Origin of the sequence: Lysobacter sp. Root983 (assembly GCF_001429345.1) — a bacterium.
Taxonomy (GTDB): domain Bacteria; phylum Pseudomonadota; class Gammaproteobacteria; order Xanthomonadales; family Xanthomonadaceae; genus Lysobacter.
In genome coordinates this window covers 22,118-35,861 of sequence record NZ_LMJO01000004.1, presented here as the reverse complement: position 1 = coordinate 35,861, position 13,744 = coordinate 22,118, and the positions used below count along the sequence as shown (strand labels likewise).

Genomic DNA, 13,744 nt, shown 5'->3' with positions numbered 1-13,744 from the left:
GGGCGCGGCGGATGCGATCGGCCCGTTTTACCCAAACGCGATGCCGCGGTGCGCCTCAAGCGTCCTCGCCGCGTGCCAATGCGCGTTGTACCTCGTCCAGCGCTGCCGGATCGTCCAGGGTCGACAGATCGCCAGGGTCGCGGCTTTCCGCCAAGGCCTGGATCGAACGCCGCAGCAGCTTGCCCGAACGCGTCTTGGGCAGGGCCGCGACCACGTACACCCGCGCCGGCCGCGCCACCGCACCGAGTTGATCGACCACGCACTGGCGCATGCCGGCCGCGGCGCGCGCGGGGTCCTGATCGCCGGCCTGCTTGAGGGTGGCGAACACCACCGGCACCTGGCCCTTGAGCTCGTCGTGCACGCCGACCACCGCCGCCTCGGCCACGGCCGGATGCGAGGCCACGGACTCCTCGATCTCGCGCGTGCCCAGGCGGTGCCCGGCGACGTTGATCACGTCGTCGGTGCGACCGAGGATGAAGGTGTAGCCGTCGTCGTCTCGGATCGCCCAATCCAGCGAGCTGTACAGCAGCTCCTTGAAATGGCCGAAGTAGCTGGACAGGAAGCGCGCGTCGTCGTTCCAGACCGTGCTCATGCAGCCCGGCGGCAGCGGCGGCACGATCACCAGCACGCCCTTCTCGTTGGCGCCGACATCGCGGCCCGTGGCCTCGTCGATCACGCGCAGGCGGTAGCCCGGCGTGGGCAGGCCGGGCGAGCCGAACTTGATCGGCCGCATGTCCAGGCCCGGCATCAGCGCCAGCACCGGCCAGCCGGTCTCGGTCTGCCAGTAGTTGTCGATGATGGGCTTGCCGATGCCGTCGGTGATCCAGTGCGCGGTCGGCTCGTCCAGCGGCTCGCCGGCCAGGAACAGCCAGTGCAGGCGCGACAGGTCGTGCGCCTTCAACCAGGCCGCATCCTGCTTCTTGAGCACGCGGATGCCGGTCGGCGAGGAGAACATGGTGCGCACGCCGTACTGCTCGCAGATGCGCCACCAGATGCCGGGGTCGGGGTGGGTAGGCAGGCCCTCGTACAGCACCGAGGTCGCGCCCGCGATCAGCGGCCCGTAGACGTTGTAGGAATGCCCCACCGCCCAGCCTACGTCCGAGGTCGAAAACATGACCTGGCCGGCGCGCACGTCGTAGATCGACCACATCGACAGGGCCAGCGCGACCGCATAGCCGCCGACGTCGCGCTGCACGCCCTTGGGCTTGCCGGTGGTGCCGGAGGTGTAGAGCAGGTAGCTGGGTTCGTTGGATTCCAGCCATTCCACAGCGACGGTCGCGTCGGCGTGGCGCGCGCGCAGCTCGGCGTAGTCGAGGTCGCGTCCGGCGATCAGCCGCAGCGCGGGATCCAGCCCGCGATTCACCACCAGCACCCGCGGCGGCGGCGAGGCGGCTTCGGCGCAGGCGGCATCGACCAGCGGCTTGTAGGGGATCACCTTGCCGCCGCGCATGCCGGCGTCGGCGCAGATCAACAGCTTGGGCGTGGCATCGTCGATGCGCAGGGCCAGGTTGTGCGCGGCGAAGCCGCCGAACACCACTGAATGCACCGCGCCGATGCGCGCGCAGGCCAGCATCGCGAACACTGCCTCGGCCATGTTCGGCATGTAGATCACCACCCGGTCGCCGCGGACCACGTCCAGGGACTTCAGCACCGCGGCGAAGGCGTTGACCTCGCGGTGCAACTCGCGATAGCTGAGCTCGCGGGTTTGCCCGGTTTCGCTGGAAATCGCGACCAGCGCGAGCTGATCGCCGCGCGCCTCCAGGTGCCGGTCGAGCGCGTTGTAGCAAAGATTGGTTTCGCCGCCGACGAACCAGCGCCGGAACGGCGGCCGGTCGTAGTCGAGGATGCGTTCGGGCGGCTTGTGCCAATGGATCGCGCGCGCCTGTTCGGCCCAGAAGGCCTCGGGCTGCTCGATCGAACGACGGTAGAACTCCTCGTAGCTCATGCGGCGCCTGTACGGTCCGGGTCTCACGGCAGGCTAGACCAGGGCGCGCAAGGGCGCGTTACGACCTTGGTCTAGGCGGCGGCCCGCCCGCCGGGTGCGGTGACAACCGCACCGTCGCGGGGGCTCGGGATGGCGCGATGGTGCGGTTCGCGTTCGCTCACCACGCCCTACGGCCATCGGGGGCGGTTGGGCTGGGCGCTCCGGGGTCACACACGCCAGCCCCCCGCCCCCTAAGCCTTTCCGGCTAGCCTTAAGGTGCTATTGGCCGCCCGCGCCCCCGCGTCCACCATCGTCCCCGGCGTCGCGATGGGTCGGTCCGTCCCGCCGCCGCAACCGCAGGAGCCGTCCTTGAGCGCCATCAGCCCCGCCTCCGCCCTCCCCCAGGCCGCGCCCATCGGCGCAGGGCAGCGTTTGAAGTCGATCTTCAGCGGTTCGATCGGCAACTTGGTCGAGTACTACGACTGGTACGTCTACACCGCCTTCTCGTTGTATTTCGCCAAGACCTTCTTCCCAGCGGGCGACAGTTTGTCGCAGGCCCTGAATACCGCGGCGATCTTCGCGGTGGGCTTCCTGATGCGGCCGCTGGGCGGCTGGGTGTTCGGCCGCTACGCCGATCGCCACGGTCGCAAGGCGGCGCTGATGCTGTCGGTGCTGCTGATGTGCGGCGGCTCGCTGATCATCACCTTCACCCCGGGCTACGAGACCATCGGCGTGCTCGCGCCGATCCTGCTGGTGTTCGCTCGCCTGCTGCAGGGCCTGAGCGTGGGCGGCGAGTACGGCAGCTCGGCGACCTATCTGAGCGAGATGGCCACGCGCGAGAACCGCGGCTTCTGGTCCAGTTTTCTGTACGTGACCCTGATCATGGGCCAGCTGCTGGCCCTGCTGGTGCTGATCGTGCTGCAGCAGTTCGTGCTCGACGAGGCCCAGCTCAAGGCTTGGGGCTGGCGCATCCCGTTCGCGATCGGCGCGCTGGCCGCGATCATCGCGCTGTACCTGCGCCGCAACATGATGGAGACCGAGTCCTTCACCAAGCTGCAGAACAACGAGGCCGCCAAGCCGCGCGAAGGCTCGCTGCGCACCCTGATGCGCCACCCGCGCGCGGTGCTGACGGTGGTCGGCCTGACCATGGGCGGCACGCTGGCGTTCTACACCTACACCAACTACATGCTGAAGTACCTCACCCTCAGCGCCGGCTTCGACAAGGAGACCGCGTCGCTGATCAACGCCGGCAGCCTGTTCGTCTACATGCTGATGCAGCCGCTGGTGGGCGCGCTCTCGGACCGGATCGGCCGGCGCCCGCTGCTGATCGCGTTCGGCGTGCTGGGCACGGTATTGACGGTGCCGGTGATGCATCTGATTCAGGATGCGCAGACGCCGATGGAGGCGTTCTGGCTGATCATGATCCTGCTCAGCGCGGTCAGCGGCTACACCGCGATCAACGCGGTGGTGAAGGCCGAGCTGTTCCCGGTGGAGATCCGCGCGCTCGGCGTGGGCCTGCCCTACGCGCTCACCGTGGCCCTGTTCGGCGGCACCGCCGAACCGATCGCGATCAAGTTCAAGCAACTGGGCATGGAAAGCGGCTTCTTCTGGTACGTCAGCGCCTGCATCTTCTGCTCGCTGCTGGTCTACGCGCTGATGCCCGACACCCGCAAGACCTCGCACATCGACCGCGACTGACCCCCCTCACGCCTCGGAACTGACCCCATGAAATCTCCCGGCTCGCGTTTCTATCTCTGGGTGCTCGGCGCGATCGTGCTGGGCGGCGCCGTCGGCCATTTCTTCCCCGACTTCGGCGTCAAGCTCAAGCCGCTGGGCGACGGCTTCATCGGCCTGATCAAGATGCTGATCGCGCCGATCATCTTCCTGACCGTGGTGCTGGGCATCGCCGGCGTGGCCGACGTCAAGAAGGTGGGGCGCGTCGGCGCGAAGGCGATTCTGTATTTCGAGGTCGTATCGACCTTCGCCCTGGTGATCGGCCTGGTGGTGGTCAATACGCTCAAGCCCGGCGCCGGTTTCAACGTCAACGTCGCCGACCTCGATCCCAAGAAGGTCGCCGAGGCGATCGGCTACGCGCATAAGGCCGAGGAACAAAGCACGGTCGATTTCCTGCTCCACATCATCCCCAAGACCTTCACCGACGCCTTCACCGGCGAAGGCAGCCTGTTGCAGGTGCTGCTGCTGGCGGTGCTGTTCGGCTTCGCCCTGCTGCACATGGGCAAGGCCGGCGAGAAGGTCATGGACCTGTTCGAGACGCTGTCGAAGGCCTTCTTCGGCATCATGAGCATGATCATGAAGCTGGCCCCGATCGGCGCCGGCGCGGCGATGGCCTTCACCATCGGCAAGTTCGGCATCGAATCGCTGGGCCCGCTGCTCAAGCTGATGGGCAGCTTCTACCTGACCTGCGCGCTGTTCGTGCTGGTCGTACTGGGCCTGATCGCGCGTCTCACCGGCTTCAGCATCCTGCGCTTCATCCGCTACATCCGCGACGAACTGCTGCTGGTGCTGGGCACCTCGTCCTCGGAGTCGGCGCTGGTGCCGCTGATGCGCAAGCTCGAACGCCTGGGCTGCTCCAAGCCGGTGGTCGGGCTGGTCGTGCCCAGCGGTTATTCCTTCAATCTCGACGGCACCAACATCTACCTGACCATGGCCGCGATCTTCGTCGCCCAGGCGCTCAACGTCGAGCTCACCCTGACCCAGGAACTGACCCTGCTGGCGGTGGCGATGCTGACCTCCAAGGGCGCCTCGGGCGTGACCGGCGCCGGTTTCATCACCCTGGCCGCGACCCTGACCGTGGTGCCGTCGGTGCCGGTGGCCGGGCTGGCGCTGATCCTGGGCATCGACCGCTTCATGAGCGAAGCGCGCGCGCTGACCAACATCATCGGCAACGGCGTGGCCACCATCGTGGTCGCGCGCTGGGAGAACGAGCTCGACCGCGACCGCCTGCAGCACGAACTGCTCAATCCGCCCAGCGTCGCCGACCTCGACGCCGAGTTGGCCTTGGAACGCGCGCCGCGCGTGTCCGAAACCAGCGGCTGATCGGCGCCCGCCGATCCCCTGCGCGCGGGATCGCCCCGCGCGCGCTCCATCCCCACCCGCAAGCCCCGGGCGCCGCCACGCCCGCCGGCGGCGCGCGCCTGCGCGTCGCGTACCGGAGAGACCGACCATGCCCCCCCTGCCCCGTCGCGCCTGTCTGTTCGCCTTCGCCCTGTCCGCCGCCACCGCCGCCCACGCCGGCGACGACTGGCCGACCAAGTTCGCCCTCGCCGACGGCACCGAGATTTCCGGCACCCTCAACTACGCCTGGGACCTCGACGATTTCTCCGGCGACGACGGCTACGGCACCGCCGCGACCAAGCTGGAGGACGCGCACACCAACCGGCGCAAGGAGTTCGGCATCGTGGTCAAGAAGAAGGACGTGTACGACTTCACCGCGGTCATGGATTTCCAGTCCAAGCTCTGGCTGGACGTGGCCCTGCGAGTGGAAACGCGCGCCCTGTTCGATCGCGACTACGGCAAGATCCGCATCGGCTACTTCAAGACCCCGGTCAGCATGGAAAGCACCGCCGCCTCGCGCGCGGGCAGCATGCTGGAAGCCTCGGCGGCCTCGCAGGCGATCTACGAAGGCCGCCGCACCGGCGTGGAATGGTCCCTGGACCGCGCGCGCTACGGTCTCAGCGCGGCGTACTTCTTCGGCACCGACCTGCAAGGCGACAACCCCGGCACCACCGCCGCGGCGCGCGCGATCTGGACGCCGGTCAAGGACAAGGACCAGGTGATCCATCTGGCGCTGTCGGGCTCGGTCGAGAACCCGCACGGCTACCGCGACGGTCGCGGCACGTGGTTCGGCCCGTCGGCGCGTTTCCGCGCGCGGCCCGAGGCCGGCCTGACCGCGGTGCGTCTGGTCGACAGCGGCAGCCTGCGCGAGGTCGACCGCATCGTGCGCAACGGCTTCGAGGCCTTGTGGATCGACGGCCCGCTGTCGGTGCAGGCCGAGGTCCTGCGCGCCACCGCGCAACGCGAGAACGGCCTGGAGGATTACACCGCGAATGGCTATTACGTCACCGGCAGCTGGGTGCTCACCGGCGAGACCCGCCCTTACGCGGCCGGCAACGTCGGCAACGTCAAACCCACGCACGGTTACGGCGCGGTCGAGGCGCTGCTGCGCTACGGCGAACTCGACCTCGACCATGCCGGCATCGCCGGCGGTCATCAGCGCGATCTCACCTTGGGCCTGAACTGGTATCTCAGCACGCATTTCAAGTTCCAGGCCAACTACGTGCGCGTGGCCGCCGAGCGCGGCGCGCTGGCGGCGGACCCGCGCGTGCTGGAACTGCGCGCGCAGGTCAATTTCTAGGCGCCAAGCCTGGGCGCGCCGTGCGCAGAGCCGCTAGTCTTGGCCTAGGCCCGCCACCCACCGACCCCGACCGTGATCCCGCGTCGCCGCCAGTTGCACACCGTGCTGTGGATCGCCCTGATCCTGGCCGGCATGCTGTTGTCGATGCTGATCGCCGGGCGCATCGCTTATGCGCGGGCGCTGCAGGCCCAGGCCAGCGAAGCGCGCGCCGTGCTGGTGCCGCGCGCGCAGGCGCTGGAACAGCACATCGATCGCTACCGCATCATGCCGGCGGTGCTGTCGCTGGATCCGCAGCTCAAAGCGACCCTGCTGGACCCGCAGGACCAGGTCCAGCGCCAGCGCGCCAACGAACGCCTGGTCCAGCTCAACTTCGCCAATCGCACCAGCACCCTGACCCTGATCGACCGCAACGGCATCGGCATCGCCGCCAGCAATTGGACCCTGCCCAGCAGCAACGTCGGTCACTCCTACGCGTTCCGTCCCTACTTCCAGCAGGCGATGGCGCGCGGCAGCGGCGAGTTCTACGCGATCGGCGTGACCACCCAGCGCCCGGGCCATTTCATCGCGCGCGCGGTGCGCGATCCGCAGGGCCGCGCGATCGGCGCGGTGGCGGTGAAGGTGGTGCTGGACGACATCCAGTCCGACTGGAGCGAGCGCGGCGATCTGATCCTGCTCAGCGACGCCAACGGCATCGTGTTCCTGACCGGCCGCCCGGAGTGGCGCTACCGCATGCTCGCGCCGCTGCAGCCAGCGCAGCGCGCGCAGTTGCAACGCACCCAGCAGTACCGCGGCCAATCGCTGCGACCGGTCTCGATCGCGCAGCAGCGCACGCTGGACGTCGACGCGCGCGTGGTGCGCGTGCGCGAGTTCGGCGGCCGTCGCGATCTGGTCTGGCAATCGCTGCGCCTGGCGCGCGAAGGCTGGACCCTGCACCTGCTGCGCGACACCGGCCCCAGCGTGCGCGCGGCCTGGGTGGCGCGCGCGATGGCCGCCGGCGCCTGGCTGCTGTTGGTGTCGCTGGCGCTGCTGCTGTGGCAGCGCCACCGCATCGCGCGCCTGCGCCTGCGCAGCCGCCAGGAACTGGAGCAGATGGTCGAGCAGCACGCGCAGGCCCTGCGCACCGCCCAGGACGGCGTGGTCCAGGCCGCGCACCGCGCCAGCACCGGCGAAGGCCAGAGCCTGGAGCATCTGCCGCAAGGCGTGAGCGTGGTCGACGCGCAACTGCGCCTGGTGGCCTGGAACCAGCGCTACGCCGAGCTGTTCCGCTATCCGCCGGAGCTGCTGCAGGTCGGGCGCCCGATCGAGGACCTGATCCGCTACAACGCGCGCCGCGGCCTGCTCGGCGACGATCCGGAGGAAGCGATCAAGCGGCGCCTGGATCATCTGCAGCGCGCCCAGCCCTATCTGCACGAACGCGAGCGCGGCGACGGCACCGTGATCGAGATCCGCGGCAATCCCATGCCCGACGGCGGCTTCGTCACCAGCTACGCCGACATCACCGCCTACAAGCAGGCCGCGCGCGATCTGCGCACCCTTGCCGACAGCCTGGAGCGGCGCATCGAGGAACGCACCGGCGATCTGCGCGAGGCCAAGGGCGAGGCCGAGCGCGCCAACCGTTCCAAGACCCGCTTCGTCGCCGCCGCCGTGCACGACCTGCTGCAGCCCTTGAACGCGGCGCGCATGTACTTGTCCTCGCTGCGCCGGCGCGTCGACGGCGAAGGCGTGGAACTGGTCGAGCACATCGACGCCGCGCTGTCGGCGCAGGACGACATCCTGGCCAGCCTGCTGGATATCGCGCGCCTGGAGTCGGGCGCGCTGCAGGTCCGCCGCGGCGCGTTCCCGCTGGCGCGCTTGTTCGCGGCCATCGAGGGGCCGTTCCGGATCCTGGCGCAGGCGCGCGGGCTGCGCCTGCACGTGATCGCCAGCCGCGCCGTCGTCGACAGCGACGAAGCCTTGCTGCGCCGGATCGTGCAGAACTTCGTGTCCAACGCGCTGCAGTTCACCCCACGCGGCGGCCGCGTCGTGCTCGGCGCGCGCCGCACCGCCGGCGGCGTGCGGGTGGAGGTCTGGGACAGCGGCACCGGCATCCCCGAGCACAAGCTCGAGGCCATCTTCGAGGAGTTCCAGCGCCTGGACAGCGGCATCGACGCGCCCGCGCGCGGCGCCGGCCTGGGCCTGGCGATCGTGCGCCGGATCGCGCTGCTGCTGGAGCATCCGGTGCGGGTGCGCTCCTGGCCGGGGCGCGGCAGCGTGTTCTCGGTGGAGCTGCCGTACGGCGACGCCGCCGCGTTGATCGCCGCGAAAGTCGATGCGACGTCCACGGACGAGGCGCCGCTCAGCGGGCGCCGGGTCTGGGTGATCGACGACGATGCGGCTTCGCGCGACGCCGCCGCGCGTCTGCTCGCCGACTGGGGCTGCGCGACCACCGCGGCCGGCTCGGCCGCCGATGCGGAGATGCAGGCGCGGATATCGCCGATGCCGGACCTGCTGCTGCTCGACTATCGCCTGGGCGAAGACACCGGCCTGGCCCTGGCGCCGCGCCTGCAGCGCGCCTGGCAGGGCCTGCCGCCGGTGATCCTGATGTCGGCCGACATCGACGCATCGTTGCGCCAGCGCGCGGAGGAACTGGGCTGGAGCTTCCTGCCCAAGCCGCTGCGGCCTGCGGCGTTGCGCGCGCTGATGATGCGCGCGTTGGGGTGAGGGAAGAGCAAGAGCAAATCCCCCTCAGTCCCCCTTTTTCAAAGGGGGAAGACCAGCGGCCTGCGTCGCTGGGTGCAGAACCGCCCCTTTGCTGAAGGGGGAAGACCAGCGGCCTTCGTCGCTGGGTGTAGAACCTCCCCTTTGCTGAAGGAGGAAACCAGCGGCCTTCGCCGCCGCGTGTCGGACCTCCCCCTTTGCTGAAGGGGAAGACCAGCGGCCTGCGTCGCCGCGTGTCGGACCTCCCCCTTTGCTGAAAGGGAAGACCAGCGGCCTGCGTCGCCGCGTGTCGGACCTCCCCCTTTGAAAAAGGGGGACTGAGGGGGATTTGCTTCTAGACGTTCCGATCAGCCGCCAGCATCGTCCTCACCCGCGCCTTCACCGTCCAGCGCCAGCGCCTTCACCAGCACCGCCGCCTGCGTGCGCGAATGGCAGCCGAGTTTGCGCAGCACCGCGGTGACGTGGATCTTGACCGTGTTCTCGGCCAGCGACAGTTCGTGCGCGATCTGCTTGTTGAGCAGACCGTCGGCCATGCGCATCAGCACGCGCAACTGCTGTGGCGTGAGCTGGGCCAGGCGCTGCGCGAGTTGCGCGTCGGCCTCGTTGCGTTCGGCCTGCTGCGGCGGAAACCACAGGCCACCGGCGAGCACCGCGGTCACCGCCTCGCCCAAGGCCTCGGCCGGCGCCGACTTGGGCACGAAACCGGCGGCGCCGAACTGCTGGGCGCGCCGGATCGTGCGCGGATGGTCGTCGGAGGAGACGATCAACACCGGCAGCTCGGGCCGCTCGCCGCGCAGGTAGACCAGCGAGGAGAAGCCCATCGCGCCGGGCATGGTCAGGTCCAGCATCGCCAGGTCGTAGGGCGTGCCGTCGGCGACCGCGGTTTCCAGGGCGCTGCGGCTGGCGACTTCGCTGATTCGCGCGCCGGGCGCGATCTCGACCAAGGCATGCCGCAGCGCCGCCCGGAACATCGGGTGGTCGTCGGCGATCAGCAGGTACGGGCCCTGATCCATCGTGGCGTGGTTCGGCGCGCCGGCGCGGCGCAGACCGATCCTACACGGCGTGCGCGCGGACGGACTTTGCGCCGCACAAAAAAACAGGGCGGCCGAAGCCGCCCCGTTCGTTTCGCAGCGATGACGCGGCGGATCAGCCCAGCAGGTGGGCGACGCCGGCGCGCTCTTCCTCGAGCTCGGCCAGGGTCTTGTCCATCGCGGCGCGGCTGAAGGCGTCGACTTCCAGGCCCTCGACGCGGGTGTACTCGCCGTTGGCGGTGATCACCGGCACGCCGTACATCACCGTCTCCGGGATGCCGTAGCTGCCGTCCGAGGGCACGCCCATGGTGACCCACTTGCCGTTGCTGCCCAGCACCCAGTCGCGGATGTGGTCGATGGCGGCGTTGGCGGCCGAGGCGGCCGAGGACAGACCGCGCGCCTCGATGATCGCGGCGCCGCGCTTGCCGACCTGCGGGATGAAGGTGTTGGCGTTCCAGTCGGCGTCGTTGATCTTGTCCTTCAGCGACTGGCCGTTGACGGTGGCGAAGCGGTAGTCCGGGTACATGGTCGGGCTGTGGTTGCCCCACACGATCAGGTTCTCGATGTCGCCCACGGCGACGCCGGCCTTGGCGGCGAGCTGGCTCAGCGCGCGGTTGTGGTCCAGGCGCAGCATGGCGGTGAAGTTCTTGGCCGGCAGATCCGGCGCCGACTTCATGGCGATGTAGGCGTTGGTGTTGGCCGGATTGCCGACCACCAGCACCTTGACGTTGCGCGAAGCGACCTTGTTCAGCGCGGCGCCCTGGGCGGTGAAGATCTTGGCGTTCTCCAGCAGCAGGTCCTTGCGCTCCATGCCCGGGCCGCGCGGACGCGCGCCGACCAGCAGGGCGATGTCGGCGTCCTTGAACGCGACCTCGGCGTCGTCGGTGCCGACCATGCCGGCCAGCAGCGGGAACGCGCAGTCCTCCAGCTCCATCATCACGCCCTTGAGCGCGGCCTGGGCCTTGTCCAGCGGCAGCTCCAGCAACTGCAGGATCACGGGCTGGTCCTTGCCCAGCATTTCGCCGGAGGCGATGCGGAACAGCAGCGAGTAGCCGATCTGGCCGGCAGCACCGGTGACGGCAACGCGGACGGGATTCTTCATGGGGGTGGTTCCTTACGCTGGAGTGAGGTGCGGGCGGGCCCGCTTCAGTAGATGGAGTAACCCAGAGGGGTCAGTTTTTCCTTCAGCGCGTCGGTCTGGTAACCGTGGATCACGTTCTGCCCGATCACGGTCACCGGCACGCCGCGCGAGCCGAGCGCGCGAGCCGCGCGCTCGCCTTCCGGTGTGTCGACGTCGAGCACGCGATACCGCACGTTCGCCTGCTCGAAATCTTGTTGCTGCTTGCGGCAGTAGCCGCACCATTCCGCCGCCAGCATCACGATCTTGGTGTCGCCGGTGAGCTGGCGCGGGTCGTCCGGGTGCAATTGTTCCGGACCCATGCCCAGCATCGCGCCGACGTCGCCGCCGAGCGCTTTGTAACCGACCACGCCGAGCGCGAGCGCGCCGGCGATCCACAGGACGGTGACCACGCGCATGTCGAGATTCCTTCTCCGATCGCCGCTGACGGTTCCGCGCCGGACTCAGACGAGTTCGGCGAAGAACTCCTGGAAGCGCTGCAGACCCGGCGCCAGCTGCGGCGTCGGACAGGTGTAGCTGATGCGCAACGCGCGCGGTTCGCCGAAGGCCGAGCCCGGCACGCAGGCCACGCCCTTGGTTTCCAGCAGCACGTTGCAAAAGTCCATATCGTTGCCGATCTTCTGGCCGCTGGGCGCATGGGTCTTGCCGTAGGCGACGCTGATGTCCGGGAACACGTAGAACGCACCCTGCGGACGCGGGCAGATCACGCCCGGAATCGCGTCCATCACCGCCATGACCTGATCGCGCTTGGCCTGGAACTCGGCGCACTTCTGGGTCGGGATGTCCTGCGGACCGTTCAGCGCGGCGACCGCGGCCGCGGTGACCATCTCCGGGATGTTGGTGATGTGGTTGGAGTTCATCGTGGCCAGGGCCTGCGCCACCGACTCCGGACCGGCCATGAAGCCCACGCGCCAACCCGGCATGCCGTAGGTCTTGGACAGCGAGTCCAGGAAGATCACCCGGTCGCGCAGCTCGGGGCGCGCGTGCACGAAGTTGTGATAGCCCAGGCCGTCGAACACCATGCGGTTGTAGATGTCGTCGGTGATGATCCAGGTGTCCGGATACTTCACCAGCACATCGGCCAGCGCATCGATCTCGTCCTTGCCGTAGACCATGCCGGTCGGGTTGGACGGGTTGTTGAACAGGAACACCTTGGGCTTGCGCGCCAGCGCGGCGTCGAGCTGCGCGGGCGTGAGCTTGTAGTCCTGCTCGGCCGGGCACGGCAGCAGGTCGATCTTGGCGTTGACGATCTCGGCGATGTCGAGATAGCTGGTCCAGTACGGGGTCGGGAAGACGATGGTGTCGCCTTCGTCCAACAGCGCCTCGGCGATGTTGTAGATCACGTGCTTGGCGCCGATGCCGGTGGCCACGTTGACGCGGCCGTAGCCGGTCAGACCGATCTTGCCGATGTGTTCGAGGAAGGCATCGAGCAGCACGTCGGCGCCGCGGTTGCTGCCGTACTGGCCGCTGTCCTTGCTCAGCGCCTCGCGCACCGCGGCGTAGACGTGCTCGCCGGGCAGGAAGTTGGGGACGCCGATGGAGAAGCTGATGATGTCGCGGCCTTCGGACTTGAGCCGCTTGGCCTTTTCGGCAACTTGCATGATCGCGCTGGGCTTGGCGCGACCGATGCGCCGGGCAAGCTGGGGCATCGTGAAACCTCGTGGGGTGGTGTACGACGGATGCGGGGAGGTGTGCGAGCGAACGCGCTGCGTACGGTGTCCGAATGCGTCCGGAACCACCGGAATCGAGCCGCAAAATGGTAGCACAGCGGCATCCCGGCGCCGGCCGGCGCGAACCGCGAAACCCGCGTCCGCGGCGTCGGCGCGGGTACGGGCCGGATCCGCACGCGCACCGCGTGGGATCGGCAAACAGGCCGCGTCGGGACCGCACGGGACCGCCTCCCGCCGCAAATGCTGTGGAGCGGCGTAAGCCGCGATTCGCAGCCACGGGGCCGGCCGAATCGCGGCTTACGCCGCTCCCACAGGAGGCCGGCGCGCCGCAGGAGCGGCCGGCGCGGCCGCCGCGGTCGTTCGGACCGCGGGGCCGGTTAGCTCAGGGTCCGCTCAGGGCGACAGGATCTTGTTCCACTCGGCGACGCGGTCGGCCTTGGCCGCCAGCGCGCCGGCGGCGTCGCCGTCGATCTTCACCGACTTGATCTTGTCGCCCTGCTTGATCGCGTCGACCACGTCCAAGCCTTCGACGACCTTGCCGAACACGGTGTGCTTGCCGTCCAGCCAGGCGCAGGGGATGTGGGTGATGAAGAACTGGCTGCCGTTGGTGCCCGGGCCGGCGTTGGCCATGGACAGCACGCCGCGCTCGTGAGGCAGGCCGTTGCGGGTCTCGTCCTCGAAGCGGTAGCCGGGGCCGCCGGTGCCGGTGCCCAGCGGGCAGCCGCCCTGGACCATGAAGTCGGCGATCACGCGGTGGAAGTTCAGGCCGTCGTAGAAGCCGCGCTGGGCCAGGTTGACGAAGTTGGCGACGGTGAGCGGGGCCTTGTCGGCGGCGAGCTCGATGCGGATCGGGCCGCGGTCGGTGTCGAAAGTGGCGGTCAGGCTCATAGCCGTCTCCTGGGAGTGGAT

At 69.0% G+C, this 13,744-nt stretch carries 10 protein-coding genes; 4 read left to right on the top strand and 6 right to left on the bottom strand.

The annotated features are described in order from the left end of the window. Positions 1 to 55 precede the first annotated feature (55 nt). Positions 56 to 1,945: a propionate--CoA ligase gene (prpE, locus tag ASE43_RS07135; protein ID WP_057159997.1), complete on the bottom strand. Its 1,890-nt coding sequence runs from the start codon at positions 1,943 to 1,945 to the stop codon at positions 56 to 58. Between the two features lie 348 nt (positions 1,946 to 2,293). On the opposite strand from prpE, the gene ASE43_RS07130 reads away from it, so the two are divergent. The 4 genes from ASE43_RS07130 (at position 2,294) to ASE43_RS07115 (ending at position 8,999) form a co-directional block, all read left to right on the top strand. Further along, positions 2,294 to 3,622, top strand: coding sequence for an MFS transporter (locus tag ASE43_RS07130; RefSeq protein WP_057160011.1), 1,329 nt, complete (start codon positions 2,294 to 2,296; stop codon positions 3,620 to 3,622). Between the two features lie 27 nt (positions 3,623 to 3,649). Further along, a complete protein-coding gene (locus ASE43_RS07125) occupies positions 3,650 to 4,981 on the top strand; it encodes a dicarboxylate/amino acid:cation symporter (RefSeq protein ID WP_056172390.1) in 1,332 nt (443 codons plus the stop codon). A 127-nt stretch (positions 4,982 to 5,108) separates the two neighbouring features. Beyond that, on the top strand, positions 5,109 to 6,299 hold the full coding sequence (locus ASE43_RS07120) for a porin (RefSeq protein ID WP_057159996.1): 1,191 nt from the start codon (positions 5,109 to 5,111) through the stop codon (positions 6,297 to 6,299). Positions 6,300 to 6,431: 132 nt separating this feature from the next. Next, a complete protein-coding gene (locus ASE43_RS07115; RefSeq protein WP_082607159.1) occupies positions 6,432 to 8,999 on the top strand; it encodes a hybrid sensor histidine kinase/response regulator in 2,568 nt (855 codons plus the stop codon). Positions 9,000 to 9,343: 344 nt separating this feature from the next. Here ASE43_RS07115 and ASE43_RS07110 read toward each other — a convergent pair whose 3' ends face one another. From ASE43_RS07110 to ASE43_RS07090, 5 genes are all read right to left on the bottom strand, one after another. After that, on the bottom strand, positions 9,344 to 10,009 hold the full coding sequence (locus tag ASE43_RS07110) for a response regulator transcription factor (RefSeq protein ID WP_056172382.1): 666 nt from the start codon (positions 10,007 to 10,009) through the stop codon (positions 9,344 to 9,346). A 133-nt stretch (positions 10,010 to 10,142) separates the two neighbouring features. After that, entirely contained in the window at positions 10,143 to 11,129 is a 987-nt protein-coding gene (locus ASE43_RS07105; protein ID WP_056172379.1) for a malate dehydrogenase, read from the bottom strand. Between the two features lie 44 nt (positions 11,130 to 11,173). Then, a complete protein-coding gene (locus tag ASE43_RS07100; protein ID WP_056172376.1) occupies positions 11,174 to 11,563 on the bottom strand; it encodes a glutaredoxin domain-containing protein in 390 nt (129 codons plus the stop codon). A 45-nt stretch (positions 11,564 to 11,608) separates the two neighbouring features. After that, positions 11,609 to 12,814 (bottom strand): aminotransferase class I/II-fold pyridoxal phosphate-dependent enzyme, encoded by a 1,206-nt coding sequence (locus tag ASE43_RS07095; protein ID WP_056172373.1) that lies wholly within the window; start codon positions 12,812 to 12,814, stop codon positions 11,609 to 11,611. Between the two features lie 414 nt (positions 12,815 to 13,228). After that, positions 13,229 to 13,723, bottom strand: a complete 495-nt coding sequence (locus ASE43_RS07090) for a peptidylprolyl isomerase (RefSeq protein ID WP_056172370.1) — start codon at positions 13,721 to 13,723, stop codon at positions 13,229 to 13,231. Positions 13,724 to 13,744 lie beyond the last annotated feature (21 nt).

Excerpts from the sequence above, each read along its gene's own strand:
- ASE43_RS07090 (WP_056172370.1), bottom strand. The coding sequence starts at position 13,723 with ATGAGCCTGACCGCCACTTTCGACACCGACCGCGGCCCGATCCGCATC.
- ASE43_RS07100 (WP_056172376.1), bottom strand. The coding sequence starts at position 11,563 with ATGCGCGTGGTCACCGTCCTGTGGATCGCCGGCGCGCTCGCGCTCGGC.
- ASE43_RS07120 (WP_057159996.1), top strand. The coding sequence starts at position 5,109 with ATGCCCCCCCTGCCCCGTCGCGCCTGTCTGTTCGCCTTCGCCCTGTCC.
- ASE43_RS07105 (WP_056172379.1), bottom strand. The coding sequence starts at position 11,129 with ATGAAGAATCCCGTCCGCGTTGCCGTCACCGGTGCTGCCGGCCAGATC.
- ASE43_RS07125 (WP_056172390.1), top strand. The coding sequence starts at position 3,650 with ATGAAATCTCCCGGCTCGCGTTTCTATCTCTGGGTGCTCGGCGCGATC.
- ASE43_RS07110 (WP_056172382.1), bottom strand. The coding sequence starts at position 10,009 with ATGGATCAGGGCCCGTACCTGCTGATCGCCGACGACCACCCGATGTTC.
- ASE43_RS07095 (WP_056172373.1), bottom strand. The coding sequence starts at position 12,814 with ATGCCCCAGCTTGCCCGGCGCATCGGTCGCGCCAAGCCCAGCGCGATC.
- ASE43_RS07115 (WP_082607159.1), top strand. The coding sequence starts at position 6,432 with ATGCTGTTGTCGATGCTGATCGCCGGGCGCATCGCTTATGCGCGGGCG.
- prpE (WP_057159997.1), bottom strand. The coding sequence starts at position 1,945 with ATGAGCTACGAGGAGTTCTACCGTCGTTCGATCGAGCAGCCCGAGGCC.